This is a genomic window from Pseudonocardia halophobica (assembly GCF_027922425.1).
In the GTDB taxonomy this organism is placed as follows: Bacteria; Actinomycetota; Actinomycetes; order Mycobacteriales; family Pseudonocardiaceae; genus Pseudonocardia; species Pseudonocardia halophobica.
Genome location: NZ_BSFQ01000005.1, coordinates 317,084 through 341,607 on the forward strand (window position 1 = coordinate 317,084; position 24,524 = coordinate 341,607).

At 75.8% G+C, this 24,524-nt stretch carries 23 protein-coding genes; 11 read left to right on the top strand and 12 right to left on the bottom strand.

Going from position 1 to position 24,524, the window contains the following annotated elements; all coding sequences use genetic code 11:
* Position 1 precedes the first annotated feature (1 nt).
* On the bottom strand, positions 2 to 1,321 hold the full coding sequence (locus PKE99_RS09435; RefSeq protein ID WP_037041280.1) for an ABC transporter substrate-binding protein: 1,320 nt from the start codon (positions 1,319 to 1,321) through the stop codon (positions 2 to 4).
* 166 nt (positions 1,322 to 1,487) lie between these two features.
* On the opposite strand from PKE99_RS09435, the gene PKE99_RS09440 reads away from it, so the two are divergent.
* Both PKE99_RS09440 and PKE99_RS09445 read left to right on the top strand, forming a co-directional pair.
* Positions 1,488 to 1,976: a polyadenylate-specific 3'-exoribonuclease AS gene (locus PKE99_RS09440; RefSeq protein ID WP_037041282.1), complete on the top strand. Its 489-nt coding sequence runs from the start codon at positions 1,488 to 1,490 to the stop codon at positions 1,974 to 1,976.
* Positions 1,977 to 2,051: 75 nt separating this feature from the next.
* Positions 2,052 to 3,440: a class II 3-deoxy-7-phosphoheptulonate synthase gene (locus PKE99_RS09445; RefSeq protein WP_037041284.1), complete on the top strand. Its 1,389-nt coding sequence runs from the start codon at positions 2,052 to 2,054 to the stop codon at positions 3,438 to 3,440.
* Positions 3,441 to 3,493: 53 nt separating this feature from the next.
* On the opposite strand, the gene pknB is transcribed toward PKE99_RS09445, so the two are convergent.
* Positions 3,494 to 5,287 (bottom strand): Stk1 family PASTA domain-containing Ser/Thr kinase, encoded by a 1,794-nt coding sequence (gene pknB, locus PKE99_RS09450; protein ID WP_037041286.1) that lies wholly within the window; start codon positions 5,285 to 5,287, stop codon positions 3,494 to 3,496.
* A gap of 65 nt (positions 5,288 to 5,352) precedes the next feature.
* On the opposite strand from pknB, the gene PKE99_RS09455 reads away from it, so the two are divergent.
* Entirely contained in the window at positions 5,353 to 5,730 is a 378-nt protein-coding gene (locus PKE99_RS09455; RefSeq protein ID WP_051736848.1) for an Rv2175c family DNA-binding protein, read from the top strand.
* 15 nt (positions 5,731 to 5,745) lie between these two features.
* Here PKE99_RS09455 and PKE99_RS09460 read toward each other — a convergent pair whose 3' ends face one another.
* From PKE99_RS09460 to PKE99_RS09475, 4 genes are read right to left on the bottom strand one after another with little or no spacing between them, the layout of a single operon-like run.
* Entirely contained in the window at positions 5,746 to 6,690 is a 945-nt protein-coding gene (locus PKE99_RS09460; protein WP_037041289.1) for a phytoene/squalene synthase family protein, read from the bottom strand.
* Entirely contained in the window at positions 6,665 to 8,359 is a 1,695-nt protein-coding gene (mptB, locus tag PKE99_RS09465) for a polyprenol phosphomannose-dependent alpha 1,6 mannosyltransferase MptB (protein WP_037041291.1), read from the bottom strand. The genes PKE99_RS09460 and mptB overlap by 26 nt, the downstream gene beginning before the upstream one ends.
* Before the next feature lie 54 nt (positions 8,360 to 8,413).
* Positions 8,414 to 9,925 carry a phytoene desaturase family protein gene (gene crtI, locus PKE99_RS09470; RefSeq protein WP_037041294.1) on the bottom strand — a complete coding sequence of 504 codons (1,512 nt, stop codon included), beginning with the start codon at positions 9,923 to 9,925 and terminating at the stop codon, positions 8,414 to 8,416.
* A 7-nt stretch (positions 9,926 to 9,932) separates the two neighbouring features.
* Positions 9,933 to 11,057 carry a polyprenyl synthetase family protein gene (locus tag PKE99_RS09475; RefSeq protein WP_081923800.1) on the bottom strand — a complete coding sequence of 375 codons (1,125 nt, stop codon included), beginning with the start codon at positions 11,055 to 11,057 and terminating at the stop codon, positions 9,933 to 9,935.
* A 62-nt stretch (positions 11,058 to 11,119) separates the two neighbouring features.
* On the opposite strand from PKE99_RS09475, the gene metF reads away from it, so the two are divergent.
* Positions 11,120 to 12,052: a methylenetetrahydrofolate reductase [NAD(P)H] gene (gene metF / locus PKE99_RS09480; RefSeq protein ID WP_231498051.1), complete on the top strand. Its 933-nt coding sequence runs from the start codon at positions 11,120 to 11,122 to the stop codon at positions 12,050 to 12,052.
* A 9-nt stretch (positions 12,053 to 12,061) separates the two neighbouring features.
* Here the strand turns inward: metF and PKE99_RS09485 are convergent, their stop codons facing one another.
* Together PKE99_RS09485 and PKE99_RS09490 are read right to left on the bottom strand one after the other, a co-directional pair.
* Positions 12,062 to 12,694 (bottom strand): LppM family (lipo)protein, encoded by a 633-nt coding sequence (locus tag PKE99_RS09485; RefSeq protein WP_037041297.1) that lies wholly within the window; start codon positions 12,692 to 12,694, stop codon positions 12,062 to 12,064.
* A 152-nt stretch (positions 12,695 to 12,846) separates the two neighbouring features.
* On the bottom strand, positions 12,847 to 13,446 hold the full coding sequence (locus PKE99_RS09490; RefSeq protein ID WP_037041298.1) for a GNAT family N-acetyltransferase: 600 nt from the start codon (positions 13,444 to 13,446) through the stop codon (positions 12,847 to 12,849).
* Positions 13,447 to 13,831: 385 nt separating this feature from the next.
* Here PKE99_RS09490 and PKE99_RS09495 point away from each other — a divergent pair, with 385 nt between their 5' ends.
* Together PKE99_RS09495 and PKE99_RS09500 are read left to right on the top strand one after the other, a co-directional pair.
* Positions 13,832 to 14,155, top strand: a complete 324-nt coding sequence (locus tag PKE99_RS09495) for a hypothetical protein (protein WP_051736904.1) — start codon at positions 13,832 to 13,834, stop codon at positions 14,153 to 14,155.
* Positions 14,156 to 14,292: 137 nt separating this feature from the next.
* Positions 14,293 to 14,700 carry an SAV_6107 family HEPN domain-containing protein gene (locus PKE99_RS09500; RefSeq protein WP_037041299.1) on the top strand — a complete coding sequence of 136 codons (408 nt, stop codon included), beginning with the start codon at positions 14,293 to 14,295 and terminating at the stop codon, positions 14,698 to 14,700.
* A gap of 34 nt (positions 14,701 to 14,734) precedes the next feature.
* On the opposite strand, the gene PKE99_RS09505 is transcribed toward PKE99_RS09500, so the two are convergent.
* Positions 14,735 to 15,556, bottom strand: a complete 822-nt coding sequence (locus PKE99_RS09505) for a ParA family protein (protein ID WP_037041754.1) — start codon at positions 15,554 to 15,556, stop codon at positions 14,735 to 14,737.
* A gap of 91 nt (positions 15,557 to 15,647) precedes the next feature.
* Here PKE99_RS09505 and PKE99_RS09510 point away from each other — a divergent pair, with 91 nt between their 5' ends.
* Both PKE99_RS09510 and PKE99_RS09515 read left to right on the top strand, forming a co-directional pair.
* Positions 15,648 to 16,394, top strand: a complete 747-nt coding sequence (locus PKE99_RS09510) for a class I SAM-dependent methyltransferase (RefSeq protein WP_156067195.1) — start codon at positions 15,648 to 15,650, stop codon at positions 16,392 to 16,394.
* A gap of 246 nt (positions 16,395 to 16,640) precedes the next feature.
* Positions 16,641 to 17,033, top strand: a complete 393-nt coding sequence (locus PKE99_RS09515) for an SCO2097 family morphological protein (RefSeq protein WP_037041758.1) — start codon at positions 16,641 to 16,643, stop codon at positions 17,031 to 17,033.
* A gap of 87 nt (positions 17,034 to 17,120) precedes the next feature.
* On the opposite strand, the gene PKE99_RS09520 is transcribed toward PKE99_RS09515, so the two are convergent.
* The 3 genes from PKE99_RS09520 to PKE99_RS09530 are packed head-to-tail and all read right to left on the bottom strand — an operon-like array spanning position 17,121 to position 21,650.
* The gene (locus PKE99_RS09520; RefSeq protein WP_051736849.1) at positions 17,121 to 19,391 is read right to left on the bottom strand and encodes a transglutaminase TgpA family protein; all 2,271 of its coding nucleotides are present in this window, start codon (positions 19,389 to 19,391) and stop codon (positions 17,121 to 17,123) included.
* Between the two features lie 25 nt (positions 19,392 to 19,416).
* Positions 19,417 to 20,655, bottom strand: coding sequence for a DUF58 domain-containing protein (locus tag PKE99_RS09525; RefSeq protein ID WP_037041301.1), 1,239 nt, complete (start codon positions 20,653 to 20,655; stop codon positions 19,417 to 19,419).
* Between the two features lie 14 nt (positions 20,656 to 20,669).
* Positions 20,670 to 21,650, bottom strand: coding sequence for an AAA family ATPase (locus tag PKE99_RS09530; RefSeq protein WP_425566527.1), 981 nt, complete (start codon positions 21,648 to 21,650; stop codon positions 20,670 to 20,672).
* A gap of 484 nt (positions 21,651 to 22,134) precedes the next feature.
* Between PKE99_RS09530 and mraZ the strand changes: the two genes are divergently transcribed.
* From mraZ to ftsL, 3 genes are all read left to right on the top strand, one after another.
* Entirely contained in the window at positions 22,135 to 22,566 is a 432-nt protein-coding gene (mraZ, locus tag PKE99_RS09535; protein WP_037041303.1) for a division/cell wall cluster transcriptional repressor MraZ, read from the top strand.
* A 311-nt stretch (positions 22,567 to 22,877) separates the two neighbouring features.
* On the top strand, positions 22,878 to 23,855 hold the full coding sequence (gene rsmH / locus PKE99_RS09540; RefSeq protein ID WP_269322912.1) for a 16S rRNA (cytosine(1402)-N(4))-methyltransferase RsmH: 978 nt from the start codon (positions 22,878 to 22,880) through the stop codon (positions 23,853 to 23,855).
* Positions 23,856 to 23,901: 46 nt separating this feature from the next.
* Positions 23,902 to 24,522: a cell division protein FtsL gene (gene ftsL, locus PKE99_RS39695; protein ID WP_271214868.1), complete on the top strand. Its 621-nt coding sequence runs from the start codon at positions 23,902 to 23,904 to the stop codon at positions 24,520 to 24,522.
* Positions 24,523 to 24,524: the final 2 nt, after the last annotated feature.

The window sequence follows — 24,524 nt, forward strand, 5'->3', positions numbered from 1 at the left end:
CTCAGCCCGCCGCGACCGCCGCGTTGGCCGCGTCCTGCGCCTGCTGCAGCCCGGGCCCGACGGGCACCCGGCCGGCGAAGACCTCGCCGAGGACCGGGTTGAAGGCCCGCAGGCCGGTGCCGAACTTCGGCCCCATCGGCGGGTCGATCGTCGCGGTGCCGCCGAGGCTGCCGAAGTACCCGGTCTCGACGCCGCGTTCGCGCCAGTAGTCGAAGAACTTCTGCTGCGACCCGGTCACCGCCGGGAGCGCGGCGCCCCGGCCGCCGACGGGGTCGGCGCCGGGCTCGGAGCCGATCCAGTTCAGGACGCGCGCCACCGCCTCGGGGTGCGGGGTGCGCGCGTTGCCCGCCGCGATCACGCTGTTCACCACCGACACCCGGCCCGCCGGCCCGGCGACCATCGGCGCCACGCCCCACTCGAACGTCGCGCCGTCGGCCACGTTGCGCAGGTTGTAGGTGCCGGACTGGAACACCGCGAGCCGCTGGTCGAGGAAGGCGTCCCGGCCGTAGTCCGGGTTGACGTTGGTGTCGTCCGCGTCGGGCGCGACGTGGTGGGTGTTGATCAGGTCCACGAGGTACTGGAAGGCCTGCGCGGACCGCGGCTCGGCGAACGCGAACGTGCCGTCCGGCTGCTGGAAGCGTCCGCCGTTGGAGCCGACGAACTCGTAGTAGACCGCCTGCAGGTCGCGACCGGCGTTGAAGCCGTACCGGGCCACGTTCGCCGGGTCGAAGCCGGGCTGGTCCGCGGTCCGGCCCTGCGCGTCGACCGTCAGCTTCCTCATCGCCGGCAGGAACGTGTCCTTCGCCGGGTCGGGGTCCCAGGTCAGGGCCGCCGGGTCGACGCCGGCGTCGGCCAGCATCTTCTTGTTGTAGTAGGTGACGATCCGGCCGTCGGTGAGCGCCGGGACGCCCCACAGCGCGCCGTCCCGGGTGTACTGGTCGACGGCCGCCGGCACCCAGTTCCGCGTCCGGCCAGGCAGGATCCGGCCGACGTCGATCAGCGCGCCGGAGTCGGCCAGCGCGCCGAAGTACGCCGAGTTCAGCCAGAAGATGTCGTCGCCGGTCCCGTTCGCGAGCTGCGCGTTGAGGCTCACGAAGTAGTCCGCGTACGGCACGACGTCGAGGTCGACCCGGATGTCCGGGTTCTGCCGCTCGAACTCCGCGAACGAGGTGCCGTAGGCCTTGGCCACCTGGTCGTCCCACAGCCGCAGGGAGACCGTGGTGGCGGGAGCCCGGGGCGGGCCCGCGCACGCCGCGGCGAGCACGGCGCAGAGCAGCACGAGGAGCCCCGGGAGCAGGGCGGTGGGGGAGCGGCGGCGCATGGGTTCTCGCTCGGGGTGCGGCGGGACTGCGGCGGTTCACCGGGAAAGTCGTCCGGGACGTCCGGATCGTGACGACGCCGGGACATCTTCGCCCGTCCGGCCCAGTCCCGGCGCACACCCCGCCGTTCGGGCGACGTAGAGTCGCGGCAGGTCGGAAAGGGTTGGCATGCGTTTCTTCTACGACACCGAGTTCATCGAGGACGGCAGGACGATCGATCTGGTGTCGATCGGCGTCGTCGGCGAGGACGGGCGCGAGTTCTACGCGGTGTCCACCGAGTTCGACCCGGGCAAGGCCGGTCCGTGGGTACGGGCGAACGTGCTGCCCAAGCTGCCCTCGCCGGCCGACAAGGCCTGGCGGTCCCGGGCGACGATCCGCCGCGAGCTGCTGGAGTTCCTCACCGGCGCGCCCGGCGAGGTCGAGCTGTGGGCCTGGATCGCCGCGTACGACCACGTCGCCCTCTGCCAGCTGTGGGGCGCCATGCCGGCGCTGCCCCGGGCGCTGCCGCGCTTCACCCGGGAGCTGCGCCAGCGCTGGGAGGACGCGGGCCGTCCGTCGCTGCCGCCGCCCAGCTCCGACGCACACGACGCGCTGGCCGACGCCCGGCTCAACCTGCGCCGCTGGCAGGTGATCGAGACCTCCGTCCCGGCCCCCTGAGCGGAGCGGCGCCGGCACCGGTCGCGCCGGGTGCCGGGAGCGGGGCCCCGCGCGGTACCGAATACCCTGCGAGTCGTGAACTGGTCCGTCGACGCCCCCGTGGACGTCCTCCCGGAGCTGCCGCCGCTGCCCGGTGAGCTCCGCACCCGGCTGGACGACGCGCTCGCCCGGCCCGCCGCCCAGCAGCCCGAGTGGCCGGACTCCTCGGTCGTCGAGCACACCCGCACGGTCCTCGAGAGCGTGCCGCCGGTCGTGCTGCCGCCCGAGGTCGACCGCCTCAAGCAGCGCCTCGCCGACGTCGCAAACGGGAAGGCCTTCCTGCTCCAGGGCGGGGACTGCGCCGAGACGTTCGTGGACAACACCGAGCCGCACATCCGCGCGACCATCCGCACGCTGCTGCAGATGGCCGTCGTGCTGACCTACGGCGCGTCGCTGCCGGTGGTGAAGGTCGGCCGCATCGCCGGGCAGTACGCCAAGCCGCGCAGCTCGCCCGTCGACGCGCTGGGCCTGCCGTCCTACCGCGGCGACATCGTCAACGGGCTGGCGCCGAACGAGGCCTCCCGCACCCCGGACCCGTCGCGCATGATCCGGGCGTACGCCAACGCGAGCGCCGCGATGAACCTGGTCCGGGCGCTGACCGCGACCGGCATGGCCGACCTCGCGATGGTGCACGCCTGGAACAAGGACTTCGTGCGCACGTCGGCGGCGGGGGAGCGGTACGAGGCCGTCGCCGCGGAGATCGACCGCGCCGTCCGCTTCATGGACGCCTGCGGGGTCACCGACCACCAGCTGCACGCGGTGGAGTTCTACGCCTCGCACGAGGCACTGCTGCTCGACTACGAGCGGGCCATGCTGCGGCTCGACCTCGACCGGGACAACCCGGTTCTGTACGACCTGTCCGCGCACTTCCTCTGGATCGGCGAGCGCACCCGCCAGCTCGACGGCGCGCACGTCGCGTTCGCGGAGCTGCTGTCGAACCCGATCGGCCTCAAGATCGGCCCGACCACCACGCCGGAGCAGGCCGTGGAGTACGTCGAGCGGCTCGACCCGCGCAACGAGGCGGGGCGGCTCACGCTGATCAGCCGGATGGGCAACGGCAAGATCCGGGACGCGCTGCCGCCGATCGTCGAGAAGGTCACCGCCTCCGGCCACAAGGTCATCTGGCAGTGCGACCCGATGCACGGCAACACCCACGAGTCCACGACGGGCTACAAGACCCGCCACTTCGACCGCATCGTCGACGAGGTGCAGGGCTTCTTCGAGGTGCACGGCGCGCTCGGCACCCACCCGGGCGGGATCCACGTCGAGGTCACGGGCGAGGACGTCACGGAGTGCCTCGGCGGCGCCCAGGAGATCTCCGACACCGATCTCCACGGCCGGTACGAGACCGCCTGCGACCCGCGGCTCAACACCCAGCAGTCCCTCGAGCTCGCCTTCCTCGTCGCGGAGATGCTGCGCGGCTGAGTTCGCTGTCCGTGGTCAGTGGCGCTCCGGCACCACTGACCACGCGCAGTCTCCTAGAAGACCGTGAGGGTGACGGTCGAGCCCTCCTCGACCGCGGTCCCCGGGCCCGGGTCCTGGTTGACCACCCGCGGGTTCTCCCGGCCGAACGGGAAGCCCCGCTCCACGTCGACCTGCAGCCCGCGGCGCTCGAGCCGCTCCCGGGCCTCGTCGAGCCGGTCGCCGATCACGAGCGGGACGTCGACCTCCGCGGGTGGCTCCACGCCCTTGCTCAGCACGAGGGTGACCGAGCCGCCGATCGGCAGCGGGGTGCCGGCCGGCGGGTCCGTGCGCAGCACCGCACCCTGCGGCACGGTGCTGCTGAACTCCGCCGCGGACGCCGAGGTCGCGGGCGTGAGCTGCGCGGCCTGCAGCACCTGTTGCGCCTGCTCCACCGTGCTGCCGCCGGCGACCGCCGGGACGACCGGGCGGCCGGTCGAGACCGTGAGGGTGACCGAGCTGCCGCGCAGCAGCCGGGAGTCGGCGGCGGGGTCGGCGGAGGCGACCCGGTCGGCCGCGACGTCGTCGTGGTGCTGCTCGGTGACCGACCACGCCAGGTCCGCCTGGGTGAGCAGCTGCTCGGCGGCGGACCGGTCCAGCCCGACGACCGCGGGCATCGACGTCCAGCGGCCCGAGCCCAGCCACCAGGCCGCCCCGCCGACGACCAGGCCGAGCAGCAGCAGGAGCACGATCCACAGCGCGAACACCCGGCGCCCGCGCCGCCGGGCGATGCGGTGGTCCGGGAGCGCGTCGAGCCGCGGCGCCGACGCCGTGCCGTGCCGCCCCGGACCGCGGCCGATCTCGGTCGGCGGGTCGTACTCCGCCCGGCTCAGCGCACGGGTGCCGCCGGGGCCCGCGGGCTCGGGGGCCGCCTCCAGCGCGAAGGGCTCGGCCGGCACGGTGTCCTGCTCCTCGAGGGGCGGCGGGGGAGGCAGCGGCACCGGCACCTGCGGCACGGCCAGCCACTCCCGCAGCCGGACGAGCTCGGCGAGGAACGCCGCGGCGTCGACCGGGCGGCGGTCGGGGTCGCGCGAGGTGGCGCGTCGGACCAGGTCGTCGAGCTCCGGCGGGACCTCGGTCGCGACCCCCGAGGGCGGCGGCACGTCGTCGTTCACGTGCCGGTAGGCGACCGACAGGGCGTTGTCGCCGGTGTAGGGCGGGGCGCCGGTGAGCAGCTCGTAGCAGAGGACGCCGGCGGCGTAGACGTCGCTGCGCGCGTCGGCCTGGCCGGTGGCGACCTGCTCGGGGGACAGGTACGCCATCGTCCCGAGGATCATCCCGGCGTGGCTGACCCCGGCCTCGGCGGCTGCGGTGACCAGGCCGAAGTCGGCGACCTTGACGCTGCCGTCCCGCCCGATCAGCACGTTCTCGGGCTTGACGTCCCGGTGCACCATGCCGAGGCGGTGCGCCTGCGCGAGGCCGGACAGGACCGGCTCGAGCACCGCGAAGGTCGCGGGCACGCCGAGCGCGCCGCGGCGGCGCAGGAGGTCCCGCAGGGTGCTGCCGTCGACCAGCTCCATGACCAGGAACAACGTGGGCTCGCCGCCGGGCGGCGTGCACCGGCCCTGGTCGTGCACGTCGACGACGTGGGGGTGGTCGATCCGCGCCGCGGAGCGCGCCTCCCGCTCGAACCGGGCCCGGAAGGTGGGGTCCGCCGCCAGCCGCGGGTCCATGATCTTGATCGCGACCGGCCGGTCCAGCCGGGTGTCGAGTCCCCTGTGCACGGTGGACATCCCGCCGCGGGCCAGGACCGGCCCGATCCGGTACCGCGCGTCGATCAGGGCTCCGGGGGAGCCGGGCGGGGCGGTCACCCCCCGACGGTACCGCCCGGGCAATCTCTGCCCGCGCGTCTCCCCTCGGGAGGCCGTGCTGTGGCATGGTGACGCGCGTGAGTGAGACGAACGGGACGACACCCGTCCTGTCCGACGACGTCGCCGTCCTGCCGGCCACCGAGGTCGCCGAGATCCTCTCGGTCCCGCGGACCCGGGTGCACCAGCTGATCAAGGACGGCCAGTTGCTCTCGCTGAAGCGCGAGGGCACCACCTGCGTACCCGCGGACTTCCTCGACGGCAACGCGGTGGTGAAGGGCCTTTCCGGCACGATCACCGTGCTGCGCGACGGCGGCTACCCCGACGTCGACATCCTGCGCTGGCTCTTCACCGAGGACGCCAGCCTGCCCGGCACCCCGATCGCGGCCATCCGCGCGGGGCGGCACCGCGAGATCAAGCGGCGCGCCCAGGCCATGGCGTTCTGACCGGTCTCGCGGGCCTCAGGGCCGGTGGCGGGTCCAGACGGCGTGGGCGAGCGCCGGCCCCGCCACCGCGAGCCGGCGGCGCCGGGGGACCGTGACCCGGCGGTGCAGCACCTCGTACCCCGCGGCGGCGATCTCGTCGAGGATCCCGCCGTAGAGGGTGAAGGCGCAGCGCACGCAGTCCCGGGACTCCTGCGCGAGCATCGCGATCCCCGGTTCCGCCCGCCGGTACACCGCCCGCGTGCGGGCGACCAGGTGGGCGAGCGCGCGCCGGACCCGCGGCTCGGTGGTCCGCCGGGTCCGGCACCAGGCCAGCAGCTCGCGGTCCACGCCGAACGCGGCCAGCTCGTCCGCCGGGAGGTAGACGCGGCCGCGGTCGAGGTCCTCGCCGACGTCCCGCAGGAAGTTGGTCATCTGGAAGGCCACGCCGAGCGCGGCGGCGTGCGGGGCGGCCTCCGCGGGCGCGTCGGAGCCGAGGACCGGCAGCACCTGCAGACCGATCACCGCGGCGGAGCCGTGGACGTAGGTGTCGAGCTCGGCCGTGGTGGCGTAGCCGGTGACGTGCGTGTCCATCCGCATGGACGTGAGGAACGGGGAGAACAGCCGCGGGTCGATCCCGTGCCGGCGCACAGTGTCCGCCACGGCCGTGACCACGGGCTGGGTGCCCGGGTCGTCGCCGGCGAAGGCGCTGACCAGATCGAGGCCGAGCTCGTCGAGCACCGCCTCGCGCTCCTCGGTGGAGGCGCCGGCGCCCAGGTCGTCGACGATCTCGTCCGCGTGCCGGGCGAAGCCGTAGAGGGCGTGGATCGCGGGCCTGCGGTCCGGCGTGAGCAGCCGGGTGGCGAGGAAGTAGGTGCGGCCGTGCCGGGCGTTGAGGGCGCGGCACTCGGCGTAGGCCCGGCGCAGCGCGGGATCGGTGATCCCGGCCGCGTCGAGCTCAGCGGCCGCCGACTGCGGACGCACGGGAGGGTTCCGCGTCCGGCACCGCACTCCGGGCCGGCACCGCCTTCGGCCGGCGGAAGCCCAGCGGGTCCGGCCGCAGCAGCGAACGGGCCGCGACCCAGGCCAGCACGGCGCACACCGCGAGGTAGCCCCAGTTGTAGAGGCCGGCCTCGCCGCTCGGGTAGTAGACGATCATCAGCCACAGCGAGCCGAAGACCAGCCACTGCAGGCCGCGGGCGCTCCACGGGACCATCGCGAGGATCGCCATGCCCCAGCTCAGGTACCAGGGCAGCGTGGCCGGGGAGAGCAGGGCGACGGCGAGCAGCGCGATCCCGGCGCGGCGCACGGCGTCGGGGCCGCCACCGCGGGCGCGCCACCACTGCACCGCGACGATCGTGACCAGCACGATCGCGCCGATCACCCGGGCCACGTTGATGAAGGGCTGCTTGGGCAGCGGGGCCACGCCGCCGAGGGCGGTGTGCACGAACTCGCCGAGCCCGGTGGGCAGCGACAGCCAGTTCACGATCATCGACGGGGCGCTGAGCGCCGGCAGCCAGCCCAGGTCGACGTGGGCCGCCACGCTGACGCCCGCGAACACCACGAGGAACACCGCGACGCTCGCCGCCCCGGCGCGGACCAGCCGGCGGAGGAAGGTGCCCTCGAGCTGCGCGGCCCAGATCAGCACCATGAACGGCAGCGCGACGGCGGCGCTGGCCTTGGTCGCCATCGCCAGGGTGACCAGCGCGATGCCGAGCACGTGCTTCCCGCGGAGCATGGCCAGGCAGCCGACGGCCAGGAACCCGACGAGCAGCAGGTCGTTGTGCCCGCCGCCGACGAGGTGGATGACCATCACGGGGTTGGCGACGACGACCCACAGGGCCACCGCGGGCCGTCCGCCGAGGCGGCGGGTGAGCTCCGGCAGCGTCCAGATCAGCAGGACCAGCCCGACGCACATGATCAGTCGCATGCCGATCACGCCGAGCACCATGTTGGTGCCGGCCTGCACCGTGACCCAGGCCCACGCCTTCGCGACCAGGATGAAGAACGGGCCGTACGGCGCCGGGGTGTCCTGCCAGAAGTAGTGGACGTTGTCGGTGAAGGTGCCCGGCATCGCCTCCGGCCCGACCGCGTACGGGTCGAAGCCGAAGACCGGCAGCGCACCCTGCGCCAGGTAGCTGTAGACGTCCCGGGTGAAGAGCGGCGGGGAGATCAGCAGCGGGAGCATCCACACCACGGAGGTGGTGAGCACGGCCCGGCCGCCGACGCGGCGGGCGAGCACCTCGCGTCCGAGCTGGACCCACGCCCACGCCATCAGCACCACGCCGACGTACATCAGCGCGGTGGCCAGCTCCTTGCCGTGGCCGAAGCGCCAGAAGCCGAGCGGGCTGTTGGTGAGGATCGGGTCGTGGATCAGCGTGCCGCCGGCACCCACGCCGCCGACCAGCAGCACCACCGACGCCGCGAAGCCGAGCCAGAGCGGCTTGCGCGGCGGGTTCCCGAGGCGGGACCGGAGGCCGGGGGCGGGGCACGGGGCGCCCGTCCCGGCGGCCGGTGGCGAGTCGCGCTGCCGACCGTCCGGGGCGAGCGCCGTGGCCGTGGGGACGTCGCTGGGCACCGGGGAGCCTGCCGGGTCGGTCGGCTCCGGCCCGGTCGCCGGTCGGGTGGGCTGCGCGGTCATGTCGGGGCCCATGCTCGCACGGGCGGCTCCTCCGTCCGCTCCGGACCCCGCCTGATCACGGCAAGGTCACGCCCCGGTCACGCGGGCGGCGGCCAGCTTCCCGGAGAGGACGACGGGCGGGATGCCGACCCCGGGCGTGGTCCCGCAGCCCGCGAGCACGACGTTGCCGAACCGCCGCGGGAGGTTCCGGGACCGGAAGGGCCCGGTCTGGGCGAAGGTGTGCGCGGCCGAGAACGGCGTACCCGCCGCGAGCCCCTGGCGCGCCCAGTCGGCCGGGGTGACCAGGGCGGACACCTCGACGTCGCCGGTGAGGCCGGTGATCCCGCGCTTCTCCAGCACGCCGAGCAGCTCGTCCCGGTAGGCCGGGCCGACCCGGTCCCAGTCCAGGCCCGCGCGCTCGAGGTTGGGGCACGGCGCCAGGACGAAGAGCAGGTCGCGGCCCGCCGGCGCGAGCGCCGGGTCGGTCGCGGTCGGCCGTGTGACCAGCAGCGACGGGTCGCTCATCAGCCTGCCCTCGTCGATGATCTCCGCGAAGGTCCGCTCCCACGCCGCCCCGAAGGAGATGGTGTGGTGGGCGAGCTCGTGCCGCGGGGTGGCCACGCCGAGGTGGGCGACGACCGCGCTCGGCGCCCAGCGCACCGGCACCGGACGCCGGGGGCCGCCGCCGAGCAGCCGGTGGGCGACGGGCAGGTCCGGGGTCAGGACCACGGCGTCGCAGGCCAGGCGCTCCGGCGCGGCCCCGTCGGTCCGGTCCGCGGCGGTGTGCCGCACGGCGGTGACGCGCCCGTCGCGGCGCTCCAGCCCGGTGACCTCGCGGCCGGTCAGCAGCTCGGCCCCGGCGTCGACGGCCGCGGCCGCGAGCGCGTCGCCCACCCGGCGCATCCCGCCGCGCGGGAAGTACACCCCGGCGATCGTATCCATGTAGGCGATCACGCCGTACGCGCCGAGCGCACGGTCCGGCGCGACCCCGGCGTAGAGGGCCTGGAAGGAGAAGATCCGGCGCAGCCGCTCGTCGGGCAGATACCGGGCGATCCGCGGGCCGAGGCGGCCGAACCCGCCGAGCGCGGCCAGCCTGACCAGGTCGGGTCCGAGCAGGGAGAGCGGCGAGTCGAAGTTCGCGCCGATGAACGAGTCCATCTCGGTGCGGTAGAGGTCGGTCAGCCAGGCGCGCAGCCGGCGGTAGCCGTCGGCCGACCCGGGACCGCAGGTGGCGCGGACCTCGGCCTCCATCGCCTCGGCGTCGGTGTGGACGTCGATGGTGGTGCCGTCGGCGAAGGTGGTGCGGTAGGCCGGGTCGAGCCGGACCAGGTCCAGCCGGGCGGCCAGCGAGTCCCCGACCGCGCCCAGCGCCTCGTCGAGCAGCTCCGGCATGGTCAGCACGGTGGGCCCCGTGTCGACCCGGTAGGTGCCCGAGGGGCCCTCGAGGTCCAGCCGGCCCGCCCGGCCGCCCGGGTGGTCGTCCCGCTCCACGAACGTGACCCGGCGGCCGGCGCCGAGCAGGTGCAGCGCCGCGCACAGGCCCGCGAGCCCGGCCCCGACGACCACGACGTGGTCGGTCGGCCCCTCCAGTCGTCTCACCGGCGCGTCACCGGTGCCGGCGGGTCGCCCGCACGGCCAGCTCCTGCAGCGCCGTCGCGGCCGGCTCGGCGATGTCGGCGGCCGTGAGCGCGTCGAGCGCCGCCCCGGTCAGCGCGGCGATGCGCTGCTCGACGGCCTGCACCGCACCCAGGTCGGTGAACAGGTCCCGCAGCCGCTCGACGGCGGCGGGGTCCAGGTCGGGGTCGCCGAGCGCGCCGGTGATCGCGGCCCGGGCGGGCCCGTCGCCGGCCCGTTCCAGGGCGAGCGCGACCAGCAGGGTGCGCTTGCCCTCGCGGAGGTCGTCGCCGGCGGGCTTGCCGGTGACCTCGGGGTCGCCGTAGACGCCGAGCAGGTCGTCCCGCAGCTGGAAGGCCACGCCGATGTCCGCGCCGAACCGCCGGTACGCCGCGACCAGCCGGTCCGGCGCGCCGGCGAGGGCCGCGCCCAGGTGCAGCGGGCGCTCCACGGTGTAGGCCGCCGTCTTGAACCGGTCGATGCGCAGGGCGGCGCCGGGGGAGTCGTCGCCGGTCGCCTGGGTGAGGACGTCCAGGTACTGCCCGCCCAGCACCTCGGTGCGCATCCCGCGCCACGGGTCCCGGGCCCGGGACAGGGTCTCCGCGTCGAGCCCGGAATCCTGGTACATGTCGTCCGCCCAGGTCAGCGCCAGGTCGCCGAGCAGGATCGCGGCCGCGGCGCCGAACCGGGCGGGCGGGCCGGACCAGCCGGCGTCGGCGTGCCGCCCGGCGAACTCGACGTGCACCGTGGGCCGGCCGCGGCGGGTGGCCGAGGCGTCCATCAGGTCGTCGTGCACCAGCGCGGAGGCCTGGATCAGCTCCAGCGCGCTGATCGCGCGCAGCACGGCCGGCGCCTGCGCGTCGGCGGGGTCGCCGCCCGCGCCGCGCCAGCCCCACCACGCGAAGGTCGGGCGGATCCGCTTGCCCCCGCTCAGGACGAACCGGACGAGCGAGTCGACGGCGTCGGCGAACACGGGGCCGATCGCCGCGGCGTCCTCTCGGCGGCGCAGGAGGTAGTCCGCCAGGGCCTGCTCCACCTGCGCGTGGAGCTCGGCGGCCCCCGCGGGCTCGGGTGCCGGGCCCGGCAGGACGTTCGTGGGCGGGGAGGGATGAACCACGCGGCGAGCGTATCGGCGGGACGCACCTTGGGCGCGCCGACGCACGACCGTAGGCTGAACAGGTGACCACGCGAACCGCGCAGCCGCGCACTTCGGTGATCGACCGGATCGGTACGGACCGCCCCGTCTTCTCGGTCGAGTTCTTCCCGCCCAAGGACGAGCAGGGGGAGGCGGAGCTCTGGAAGGCGATCCGCCGCCTCGAGCCCCTCGACCCCGCGTTCGTGTCGGTCACCTACGGCGCCGGCGGCTCCAGCCGGGACCGGACGATCCGGACCACGGCCCGGATCGCCACGGACACCACGCTGGTCGCGATGGCGCACCTCACGGCCGTGTCGCACTCGGTGGCGGAGCTGCGGCACGTCATCGGCTCGTACGCCGCCGCCGGGATCCGCAACGTCCTCGCGGTCCGGGGCGACCCGCCCGGGGACCCGCTCGGCGACTGGGTGGCCCACCCCGAGGGCCTGACCTACGCCGACGACCTGGTCCGGCTGGTCAAGCGGTCCGGCTCGTTCTGCGTGGGCGTGGCGGCGTTCCCGTACGGCCACCCGCGCTCGGCGGACCTCGACAGCGACCTGCAGCGGCTGCTGGCGAAGATCCGGGCGGGCGCGGACTTCGCCATCACCCAGCTGTTCTGGGAGCCGGACGGCTTCCTGCGGCTGCGGGACCGGCTGGCCGCGGCGGGCTGCGAGGTGCCGCTGCTGCCGGGGATCATGCCGCTGCTCAGCGTGAAGACGCTGCGCCGCGGGCCGGAGCTGTCCGGCGCGCCGCTGCCGCCCGGGCTGGCCGAGCGGCTGGAGCCCTACGCGGACGACCCGGCCGCCTTCCGCGCCGCCGGCCTCGACCTCACCGAGGAGCTCTGCCGCAAGCTGCTCGGCGAGGGCGTGCGCGGGCTGCACTTCTACACGCTGAACCGGTCCCTGGCCACGGCCGAGCTGGTCGAGCGGCTGGGGCTGGCGCGCCAGCCCGCCCTGCCGTCACCCACCGCCCCGGCCTGATCTGCCGGCTCACCGGCGCACGGGTGGGTTGCGGGTGCGCCGGGCCAGCGCGACCACGGCCGCGACGGCGCCGAGCACGATCACCGCGAGCCCGAGCGACCAGGCCGTGGCCGACGGGGCCTGCGGGTCGTCGTAGGCCACGACGGCGTTGACGTCGCCGACCTCGCCCGGGGTGAAGTTCCAGCTCACCGTGCCGGCCTCGGAGTCGCCGTTGGTGTCCAGGACCTCGCCCGGGAAGCTGACCTTGAGCTGGAAGTCGGCCCGGTCGACCGGGACGGTGGTGAGGTCGGCCGCGCCCTCGAGCACGATCCGGTTGCCCGCGCGGCGCAGGGTGAGGTGCGCGCGCTCGCTGCCGGAGCCGCCCGCGGCGGTGAGCTGTCCGACCTGGTCGAACGACAGCCCGGAGAACCGCAGCACCGATCCGGTGTAGCCGTCCTGCCGGTACTCGGACACGTCCACATCGGACTCCAGGGCGGGCGGCACGGTGATCGCCGGTCCCGTGTCGTCCGGGCCCTTCTCCGGCGTGGCGATCACGATCTCGCCGGTCACGGTGTCGTCCGGCTGCACGGCGAGGGCCGCCCGCACGCGGGCACAGCCGCCCAGCGCCGCGACCGCCATGGCCACGAGCAGGAGCACGGACACGACCCGGCGGAACCGGGAGGCGCGGCGGGGGCCGTGACGAGCAGGGCCGAGCGGATCGGGGCCGGGTCGGTCACGGCGGGGGGCGGGCGGGGACTGCACGGCGGTCATCGTGCCATCGCCCGGCCCCGGTGCGGCGCACCGACGGGCCGGGGTCACCCGCGTTCGGGGGGCGGCGGCAGCGGCAGGGTCCGGCCCAGCACGGCGAAGGGCCTGCTGTCGCCGGTGAACCGGTGGTCGCGCAGCACGTCCTCGAAGCCGAGCCTGCGGTAGAGCCGCCACGCCCGGCCGGGGGCGCGCGGCGCGTACTCCGGTGTGGACAGCAGGACCATGTGGTGCCCCACGCCGTCGAGCAGCGCGCGCAGCATGCCCTCGCCGAGCCGGGAGCCCTGCGCGTCCGGCCGGACGTGCAGCTCGGTGAGCTCGAAGTAGTCGTGCAGCCAGTCCGGCTGGGCGGGGTCCCGGGCGGCGCCGCGCGCGGCGAGCCCCCGCCGGACCTCCTCGAACCACCACTGCCCGGGCCCGCCCGAGTACCCGTAGGCGATCCCGATCAGGTGGCCGCCCGGGTCCATCCAACCGACGCAGCGCCACCCGGCGCGGCGGGTGTGCTCGAGCCAGAGGTTGCGGCGCTGGCGCGCGGTGCCGGGCGGGTAGCCCATCGCGGCCACGTAGACGTCGAGCGCCTCGCCGAGGTGGTCGGCCAGCTCGACCGACGACAGCGCGACCAGCCGCGGCCGGGCGGGCGCCGCGGTCATCGGGCGGGCTCCGGGCGCGGGCGGGTCATGCGGCCATCTCACCACGGGACGCAACAGGGGGCAGGCGCCGACGGCCGGAGCCCCTCGACCGCACCGGTTCCGTCGGTGGTGACCGGTAGGAGAAGGGCGTGCACACACGGGGCGGGGAGCCCTCCGGGACGTCCTCGGGGTGGCGCGGTCCCGACTTGACGGCCCGCGCCGGACACGCTTCACTGGACGAGTCGAACGCATGTTCGATCCAGGTCGGTCCCGGGGGCGGGGTGGGGGAAGCACCCCCTCCCCGGGTCGGTCTGCGCTGTCCGTACCGACCCCGCCGGCCCGCACCGGCGCGGGCCGGTGCTCGTGTCCAGCCGGGTCCCAGCCGGCCGGAAGGGGAGTGATCTCCGTGAGCACCTTCTCCCGGGTGTTCGGGCCCCGCGAGCCCGCACCGGTCCAGGTCCGCTGGCTCGAGGGCGAGCCGGTGGAGTTCGAACGCAGGCCCGCCCGCCGCGGGTCCCGGTACCTGGTGACGGACGTCCGCGAGCGGTGGATCGAGGAGTCGCCGTGGCCGTTCCCGTCGCCGATGCCGATCGGCGGCGACCAGCTGCGCTGCTGGCGGGTGGAGGCCCGGTCGGCGGAGTCACCGCAGGAGCCCGCCCGGGAGTTCGTGCTGCGGATGCGCGCGGGCCCCGGTGTGTGGGACCTGGTGCGCGTGCCGGAGGCCGGATGAGCGGCGGCCGGGGGTGCCGGCCGGCACCGGCGTCGCGAGCGGTGCGGGGCAGGGCACAGGGGAGAGCACGGGGGACGGCACGGGGACCCGCAGTGGTGCGGGTGTGCAGGGCGAGCGTGAGGACCGGAGGAGCGGACATGACGATCACGACGAGCGAGCGGGCGCCGGCTGCGCCCGTGTCGAAGGCGGCGCTGGGCCTGCTGCGGCAGGCCGCGGAGTGCGTGGCGGACGGGTACCGCGCGCCGGAGCCGCTGCTGCGTTACCCGGCGGCGTACCTCGCCGCGCTGCGGGCCGGCGCCGCGGTCCTGGCGGCGCGGGCGGTCCCGGAGCAGCGGCGCGGGCGGCCGCGAAGCGTCTGGCAGCTGCTCGGCGACATCGCGCCGGAGCTGGGGGAGTGGGCCGCCTTCTTCGCGTCCTGCTCGGACACCCGGGCGGCGGCCGAGGCGGGCATCTCCCGGCTGGTCACCCGCCGCGAGGCGGACGACCTGCTGCGGCAGGCCGAGCAGTTCGTGGGGATCGTGCGGGAGCTGCTCGTCGACCGCTGAGTAATCGCCGGCCGGGAAGTGGGGTCCGGGCCGGTCAGCCCCGGGAGCGGGAGCGCAGCAGCCGCCCGAGGAGGGCGGTGAACACCGCCGCGACCTCGCGGGCGCCGGGCGTGTCCCAGGACTGGATCGGCAGGCAGGCGCCCTGCGCCTGCTGCACCGCGGAGCGGTCCGGCAGCACGCTGCCGAACACCAGCGGGCCGAACAGCTCCCGCAGCTCCGCGATCCGGTAGTCGTGCTCGGCGTTGCGCGGGCGCACCCGGTTGACCAGCACGCCGAGCGGCTGCAGGGCCGGGTTGCCGCGGTCGCGCTCGGCCTGCACGGCGTCGAAGGCCCGTTGCACCCCGGACACCGCGAACATCGTGGGATCGGTCACCAGGATCGCCCGGTCCGAGGCCGCGAGGGCGCTGCGGGTGAGCTGCCCCAGCGAGGGCGGGCAGTCGATGATCACCAGCTGGTAGGGCTCGCCGGGCTTCTCGTCCGTGCGGCCGAGGCTGGAGCCCAGGTCGGGGTCGTCGAGCCGGGAGAGCGCGCGGGCCAGCCGCTCGAGCTGCTTGGTGCTCGGGTCCGGGTGGTTGTGCCGCTCGTTCTGCTCCGAGCCCACCAGCACGTCCAGCCCCTCGCCCCAGGCGCTCGTCGCGATGGCGCGGCGCAGCACCGAGCGGCTCGGTTCGTCCAGCACGTCCGCGACGGTGCCCGTGGTGGGCTCGACGTCGAGCGCGATGGTGGCGTTGGCCTGGGGATCCAGGTCCACGAGGAGGGTGGGGATGCCGTGGTGCAGCGCGGCACCGGCGAGACCGAGGGCGACGGTGGTCTTGCCGACCCCGCCCTTCAGGCTCAGCGTGGCGACGACCTGCACGGCGATCAACCTACAGTCTCGGCGCCACGGCACGTGCGGGCGCCACTAGGCTGCCCGTGTGAACGCGGTGGCAGGCGAGCGTCCGGGAACCGTGAGCGGAGGGGCGGTCCGCCGTGTCCTCGACGCGGAGGTCGAGCGGGCGCGGTCGGCCCGGCCCGACGGCCGGCCCCGGGTGGTCGACGTCGGCGGCGGCAGCGGCTCGTGGGCGGTGCCCCTGGCCGCGGCGGGCTGCGCGGTGACGGTCGTCGACGTCAGCCCCAACGCCCTGGCCGCGCTCGAGCGCCGCGCCCGCGAGGCCGAGGTGCACGCGCTCGTCACGCCGGTGCAGGGCGACGCGGACCAGCTGCCCGAGGTCGTGGCCGATCTCATCGACTCCGGCGGCGCCGACCTGGTGCTCGGGCACGGGCTGCTCGAGGTGGTCGACGACCCGGCGCGGGCCGCGGCCTCGCTCGCCGCGGTGGCAGCCCCGGGCGCGGCCGTGTCGGTGCTGGCCACGAGCCGGCACGCCGCCGTGCTCTGGCACGTCCTGGCCGGCCGGCTGGACGAGGCGCGCGCCGTCCTCACCGATCCGGACGGGCGGTACGGGCCGGACGACACCCTCCGCCGCCGGCTCGACGGGCCCGCGGTCACGGCGCTCCTGGAGGACACCCGGCGGCTGCGCGTCGAGCTGGTGCAGGGCGACGGGCTCCTCGAGGCCTGGTTGCCCCACGCCGTCCGGGACGGCGGTCACGCGGACATGCGGGGTGCCGCGGAGCTCGAGGACCTCGCCGCCGGGGTCCCCGCCCTGCGCGAGGTCGCCGCGCGGCTGCACGTCCTGGCGCGTGCCGTCGCGCCCTGAGCGCTCCGAGCGCCCGGAGCACTCCGGGCGGCTGTCCCACCTGGACGGGAATAGGTGAGATCGATCACCTCTCGGCCGGTGCGGGCGGCCGTTCGAAGATCGGTCTGCCCGGGTTGTGACCTCCGGGTAGTGGACCAGCGCTTTGCCTCGTATCCTCTTGGTCAGACGCCCATCCCGGGCGCTCGTCCGGCCACCCGCGCACCACGGTTGGCAGGACATCCCGTGACCGTTGTGCCGGAGGACGTCATGCCCCTCTCCGAGCACGAGCAGCGCCTGCTCGAACAGATCGAGCGTGCTCTCTACGCCGAGGACCCCAAGTTCGCCTCGACCGTGCGCGGCTCCAAGCTGCGCAAACCGAGCCGGCGCCGGCGGCTCCAGGGCATCGCGCTCTTCGCGGTGGGCCTGGTCCTGCTCGTCGTCGGTGTGGCGGTCGCCCCGCTCCGCGACCTCGTCGGCGCGGTCCCCGTCGTCAGCGTGGTCGGCTTCCTGGCCATGCTCGGGGGCACGATGCTGGCGATCAGCGCCCGCGGAGCCGCCAAGTCCGCCGGCGGGTCGGACGACAAGCAGGCCGAGCCGGACAAGAACCGGTTCACCGGGCGCATGGAAGAGCGCTTCCGGCGTCGGTTCGAACAGGACTGAATCCCGACCACGAGCAGAGCCGCGGCCCGAGAGGCCGCGGCTCTGCTCGTTCGTGCATGAGCGCACGGCGTGCGCGCCCGGCCGTGATCAGGCGGCCGGGGTGCGCTCCTGCGCCGACGCCCGGAGGCCGGTGAGCAGGGAGCGCGGGGCGAGGGTCCGCACCCCCGACTTCCAGCCCCGCCGGCCGGAGCCGCCGATGGCGGCGAGCACGGCCTGCAGCGGCCCGGTGAGCGCGTCCTCGGCGGGCGGCTCGTCGCCGTAACACTCCGCCTCGACCAGCCGCACGATCTCGCGCAGCGCGTCCTGCGCGGTGCTGTCGAGCTCGTGGGCGGCCACGACCGCCCGGGCGGTCCCGCGGACCGTGTCCCCGTCGGACACCGCCGAGCCGCGGTCCCGCGAGGTCGCCAGCACCTCGTCCCACGCCGCGCGTCCGGCGCCCGGGCCGCCCGCGGCGGCCGCGGCGATGCGGCGCTTCCGCAGCACCCGCCGGGCGACGGCCGGTCCAGCCAGCAGCGCCACCACCAGCAGCGCCACGAGCGGGACCAGCACCGGGACGCCCCCGTCCTGGTCCGCGGCCGTCGGATCGGGCTGCGGGATGTCGACCGGCGTCGGCTCCGGCGTCGGCTGCGCGGCCTCGGCCTGCGGCTCCGGCTGCGGCACCTCCTCCTGCGGCACGGCGGGCTGCTCGGCGCCGGGCGGGGCGTCGGCCACGGCCTCGAGGACGTAGGGCGGGACGACCGTGCGGCCGTCCGTGAGCGGGGTCGGGTCGAAGGTCGTCCAGCCGTGGCCGGGGAACCAGGCCTCGACCCAGGCGTGCGCGTCCCGGGTGCTCACGCTGCGGTAGCCGTCGCCCTCGGTGCCGGCGGTGAACCCGACGGCGACCCGCGCCGGCACGCCCTGCGTCCGCAGCATCACGGCCATCGCCGAGGCGAACTGCTCGCAGTACCCCGCGCGCCCGACGGTGAGGAAGTCGACGAGGGCGTCGTCGCCGCTGCCCGGCGCGGTCTCCAGGCTGTACCGGAACTGCGACTGCGGGCCGGTGAAGTACTCGACCAGCGCGATGGCCTTGTCGAAGGGGGTGGCGGCGTCCCGGGTGACGTCGGCGGCGATCTGCGCGACCCGCGGGTCGACGCCGGAGGTGTCCCGGTAGGCCGGGTCCACGCGCGTGGGGCCCGCGGCCGAGCGCAGGTCGTCGGCCGACGGCGCGGGCAGGACGGCCGTCTCCTGCCAGTCCTCCTCCTCGCGGGGACGCGGGGTGTAGGCGATGCCGCTGCTGCGGTCGTAGGCCCACCGGTCGGCGTCGACGCCGGTCACCGACTCGGGCTGGCCGTAGAGCGGGAGCCAGTAGTCCCGGAAGCCGACGTTCTGCACCGCGACCTGGACCCGCTCGCCCTCCGCCGGGTCCTCGGTCAGCGGCCCCGCGAGCGGGACGCCGGGCCGGGGCGTCGCGGCCTGCCAGCCGGAGTTGGCGCGGTAGTCGGAGAGGGTCAGCGCGCGCAGGTAGGTCGGGCGCGGCAGCCCGGTGGTGCGGAAGAGCTCGACCGGCTCGCTCTGGGTGAGCTGCCCGCGCAGCGAGGTGAACGGGTTGAGCCCGATCGCCCCGCCGCTGCCGCCGCCCGCGCCGCCGCTGACGAACCGCCCGGCGGTGCCGACGACGGTCGCCGCGCTGCCGAGCAGCAGTCCGAGCACCCCGGCGACGGCGACGACCGCGATCCCGCCGGTGACGAGGGCGCTCCCGCGGCGCCCCGCGCCGTCCCGCGCGACGAGCAGGAGCCCGTACCCGGCGACCGCGCAGGTGACCGCCCACCAGGGCAGCAGCGCGTCGGACAGCGCGGCCGGCACCGCGACCATGCACAGCAGGGGCACCCCGGCCGCGGCGGGCGCCCCGGCGGACACCGAGACGGCGTGCACGATCACCGCGAGCAGGCCGAACGCGGCCGTGATCAGGAAGAGCATGCCGGCCGTCGGCACCACGGGCGCGACGCCGGAGTCGATCTGGGCAGCGGCCTCCGTGACGTGCTCGGCGAAGGCGCCGAACGCCGCGGGGCCGGGCAGGAACCCGGCCACGGCGTCGTCGCCGAACAGGCCGGTGAGCACGAGGAGCGCGCCGAGCAGTTGACCGACGGCGACGGCCGCGGCGGGCAGCCGCTGCAGCGCGATCCCCAGCCCGACGACCACGGCCACGATCAGCGCCCCGTCGGCGAACCAGGTCCCGCCCTGCACCACGGCGACCAGGCAGGTGCCCGCGAGCAGGACGGCGAGCCCGGCGGCCGCCGCGGCCACCCAGCGGATCCGCGGACGGTCGGCCGGGGGAGCGGCGGCGGGCGGGGCCGGGCGGACGGCGGTCGGTGTGCTCACGGCCGGCCCCTTCGGTCGGTGTTCCTCATCGGGTACCCGCCGCGATCACGGGGCTGCCGGCGACGAGCGCGTCCCAGGCCTGCTCGGGCGTGTGGTCGGCGGTCGCGACGGTGACGTGCCAGCCCGCCCGGCGGAGCACCTCGGCCGCGGCGACCGGATCGGGCGTCGGCTCGCCGGCCGCGTCCCAGGTGTCGACGGCGAGCAGGACCGCGTACCCGCCGCCGGGGTGCCGGCCGGCGAGCTGCCCGGCCTGCTCGGGTGTGCACGCCCCCAGCACGGCGACGACGTCCCGGCCGGCGGCGGTGGACGGGCCGGACAGGTCGGGCCGGGCGGCGGGGCGGAGCACGGCCAGCCCGTCGAGCAGCGGGTCGAGGCCGCCCTCGGCGGCGGCGACCGGCGTGCCGTCCTCGGTCACCACCTCGACCGGCTCGCCGCGGCGCAGCAGGTGCGCGCCGATGCCGGCGGCCAGCGTGACCGCGAACTCGAGGCTGGCGCCGGCGCCGTGGCCGCGGTGCGCCCCGTCGCGGCGGTCCAGCAGCACGGTGACGCCCGCGTGCCAGGGCCGCTCCTCGAGCCGGACCATCAGCTCGTCGTGCCGGGCGGTGCTCTTCCAGTGGACCCGGCGCAGCTCGTCGCCCTGCCGGTAGGTCCGGACCATGACGTCCGGGCTGCCCTGGCCCTGCTGGGCCGCGGCCCCGGGGAGGCCCTCGCCGCTGCCGAGCGCGCGCGGCGCCCCGTGCAGCCCGACGACCCGCGGCACCACCAGCAGCCGGTCGGGCCCCAGCATCTCCCGGGTGAACTCGGCCAGGCCCAGCGCGCCGACGGCCCGCGCGGTCAGCGGCCCCACCCGGTGCGCCCCGCGCAGGGCGGGCCGCAGGGGATAGGTGACGCGCGCGCCGCGGCTCCCGATCCGGTGCACCGTGAACCGCGGGGGCGTCGACGGGACGGGGCCGGCGGCGTCGGGCACGGTGTCGGCGAGCCGCAGGGCGCCGAGCACGGGCCCGCCCCGCAGGTCCAGGGCGACCTCGGCCGGGGTGCCCGCGGCGGTGCGCGCGGGCAGCAGCGTGCGCGCGGCCTGCACCGACCGGCGGGTGCGCACGGCGAGGAGCAGGGAGACCAGCGGCAGCAGGCACACGACCAGCCCGATCCGGAGCAGGTCGCGCTCGTCGAGGACGACGGCGCACACGGCCGTCGCGACCCCGCCGGCCAGGAGGCTGCGCCCCCGGACCGTCAGCCCGAAGGTGCGGGCCCCGGACCGACCCACGGACGGACGGGACCTCACGCCCGCGAGGGTGCCCGCACCGGGATGCGCGACAGCAACCCGCGGACGACGTCGGCGGCGGTGACCCGCGTCGCCCCGGCCTCGGGGGCGACGGTCAGCCGGTGCGCGATGACGGGGACGGCGATCGCCTGCACGTCGTCCGGGACGACGTAGCCGCGACCGGCGAGCGCCGCCTGGGCCCGCGCCGCCCGCACCAGGTGCAGGGTGGCGCGCGGGGAGGCGCCGAGCCGCAGCTCGGGCTGGCGCCGGGTGGCGCCGACCAGGTCGACGCAGTACTGCCGCACCTCCTGGCCGACCCGGATGCGGCGGACGGCCTCGATGACCGAGCGGACGGTGCGGGCGTCGGCCACCGGGCGCAGGGTGTCGAGCGGGTCGGCGCCCGCGTGCTCGTCGATCATCGCGAGCTCGGCGGCCGGGTCGGGGTAGCCGACGCTGATCCGCGCGGTGAAGCGGTCCCGCTGCGCCTCGGGCAGCGGGTAGGTGCCGTCCATCTCGACCGGGTTCTGCGTGGCGACCACCATGAAGGGGCTCGCCAGCCCGTAGGTGCCGCCGTCGACGGTCACCTGGTGCTCGGCCATGCACTCCAGCAGCGCCGACTGGGTCTTCGGCGAGGCGCGGTTGATCTCGTCCGCGATCACGACGTTGGCGAACACGGGGCCGGGCCGAAACTCGAACTCCCCGGTCTGCCGGTTGTAGACGGACATGCCGGTGATGTCGCCCGGCAGGAGGTCCGGGGTGAACTGCACACGGCTGACCGAGCAGTCGAGCGAGCGGGCGAGCGCCTTGGCCAGCGACGTCTTGCCGACCCCGGGGACGTCCTCCACGAGCAGGTGGCCCTCGGCGAGGAGGGTGACCAGCGCCAGCCGGACGACCTCCGGCTTGCCCACGATGATCCGCTGCACGTTCTGCGCGATGCGGCCGGTGAGGTCGGCGACGGCGGCCAGCGGCGGGGGCTCGGGCACGCTCTCGCCGGTCACCGGCGGGCCCTGACGGCTGCTGGTGGTCAAGCCTGCTCCTGTTCGTGGGCGTCCGCGGACGGGTCGGACACGGGGAACTGCAGAAGAACACGGGAACTCTGCACCCCAGTCTGTCAAACGGGTGCGGGGAGCGTCCCCCGGACGTGTCACGTCCACCCCGCCGGGGCGTCCGTCCGGGGCCCCCGCCCGGTCCCCCCACGGCGCCCCACCGACGGCCTCCACCGTCCCCCACCTCTCGCCCCACCCCGCCCCACCGTTACACCCCCACCTCCGTGACCTGCGGTTTTGCGGAAGCGGTGCTGGTGGGGGGCGGTGCCCGAACGCGTCCGCCGCCGGATTCCCCCCACCGGGCCCCACGTCATCCGACCTGCTGAAACACCGAACGGAGGCCTCGTCAGGGGTCTGTTCGAGTTGACGGTGGGGGGAAGTGGGGTAATGTGGCCGCCGTTGGAGCGAGACGGGGCTCCGAGATGAGGTGGGGCGGGTGTTCCTCGGCACCTACACCCCTCGGTTGGACGACAAGGGGCGGCTCACGCTGCCGGCGAAGTTCCGGGACGAACTGCGGGGCGGGTGCATGGTCACGAAAGGGCAGGACCACTGCCTCTACGTGTTCACCCGCGAGGCCTTCACGGAGATGGCCACCAAGGTCGCCTCGGCGCCGCTGACCAGCGAGTCGGCCCGTGCCTTCCAGCGGAACCTCTTCGCGGGAACCGACGAGCAGAACCCCGACGGCCAGGGCCGGATCGCGATCGCCCCGGAGCTGCGCCGGTACGCGGGACTGACCAAGGAGTGCGTGGTGATCGGCGCGTTCACGCGCGTCGAGATCTGGGACGCGCAGTCCTGGCAGGAGTACCAGGAGCGGCACGAGGAGGACTACGCCAAGGCGCAGGAGGAGGTTCTGCCCGGACTGATCTGAGCCCGCACCGCGGGCCCGGCGCGGTCCCCGACTTCGAACACGCGACACCGTCGCCGTCCCGACCCGGACGCCGTGAAGGCCTTCCCGGCCCGACGGCCCTGGCGCACCTTCCCCGGTGCCAGGTCCGTCGGGGCGGGGCGGCCCGCACGGCGGCCAGGTGGGGACGGTGGCACGAGCGGTACACACCCGCCAGGCTGGGGAGCTGGAGCGGGACGACAGCGGCTCGGGACGCCGGCGGGTCCCGGGCCGCTGTGCATGCAGGGCGGTTCCGTGTGCGGGCGCGGGGCCGGGGCGCGGCGGGAGGTGACCAGGTGTCCACGACGGAGGACGAGCCGGGTCCGCACTCCCACGTGCCGGTCATGCTGCCGCGCGTACTGGAGCTGTTCGAACCGGCCCTGCGGGACCGGTCGGCGGTGCTGGTCGACGCCACCCTGGGCCTCGGCGGCCACTCGGCGGCGTTGCTGGCGGCGCACCCGCGGCTGACCCTGGTCGGCCTCGACCGGGACCCGCAGGCGCTCGAGCTGGCCGGTCGGCGGCTCACCGCCCACGCCGGCCGCACGCACCTGGTGCACGCGGTGTACGACCGGATCGCCGAGGTGCTCGCGGAGCTGGGGCTTCCGCGCGTCGACGGCGTCCTGTTCGACCTCGGGGTGTCCTCGCTGCAGCTCGACGCCGCCGAGCGCGGCTTCTCCTACTCCCGCGACGCCGACCTCGACATGCGGATGGACCCCACCACGGGCCCGACCGCGGCCGAGGTCCTCAACACCTACCCGGTGCCCGAGCTGACCCGGATCCTGCGGGAGTACGGGGAGGAGCGGTTCGCCGGCCGCATCGCCTCCGCAGTGGCGAGACGCCGGCAGCAGGAAGCGTTCACCCGCAGCGCCGACCTGGTGGAGCTGCTCTACGCCGCCGTGCCCGCCGCCTCGCGGCGGACCGGGGGGCATCCCGCCAAGCGCACGTTCCAGGCGTTGCGGATCGAGGTCAACCGCGAGCTCGAGGCCCTGCGGACGGCGCTGCCGGCCGCGCTCGACTCGCTGGCGGTGGGCGGGCGGGTCGTCGTGCTCGCCTACCACTCGCTGGAGGACCGGATGGTCAAGCGCGAGTTCACCGCCCGCGCGACCTCCCGGACCCCGGTGGACCTGCCGGTCGAGCTGCCGGGCCACGGCCCGGAGCTGCGGCTGCTGACCCGTGGGGCCGAGGTCGCCACGGACGACGAGATCGAAGAGAACCCGCGCGCCGCCTCCGTGCGGTGCCGGGCCGCCGAGCGCATCCGGGAGGTCGCAGCATGATCCGACACGACGGCAGCAACCCGGCGGACGTCACCGGCGGTGCGGCGTGAGTGCCCCGGTCGCGGACCGGACCCGCACCCGTCGCCCCTCGGTGTCGGTGAGCTGGACGGGCACCGAGGCGCCGAGCCGCCGCATTCCCGCCCAGCGGGGGAGCGTCACCGTCCCCGCGCAGCGGCGCGGGTCCGGGGCGGCCAAGGCCGCGTACGCGCGCCGTGACCAACGCACCCGCCGGCTCGTCGGGACACCCCGGCGCGCCGGGCAGAGGACCGCCACCGGCGGCCGCGCGCAGTTCGTCCTGCTGATCATGGCGCTGCTCGCGACCGGGCTGGTGCTCACGCTGTGGCTGTCCACCGCGGCCGCCGCGGACTCCTACACCCTGCAGGACGCCCGGACGGCGGCGCGGAACCTGACCGAGCAGAGCGAGCGGCTGCACCGCGAGGTGGCGTCGATGGAGTCGGCGCCGGCGCTGGCCCAGCGGGCCACCGAGCTGGGCATGGTCCCGGTGCAGGACCCGGCCCGGCTGGTCGTCGGGCCCGACGGGGCGGTCACGGTCGTCGGGGAGCCGGCCGCGGCCACCCGGCCCCTGGCCCCCGCCCCGGCCGCCCCGGCCGCCCCGGCCGCCCCGGCCGCCCCGGCCGCTCCCAAGTCGGAGGCCAAGCGGGCTTAGGA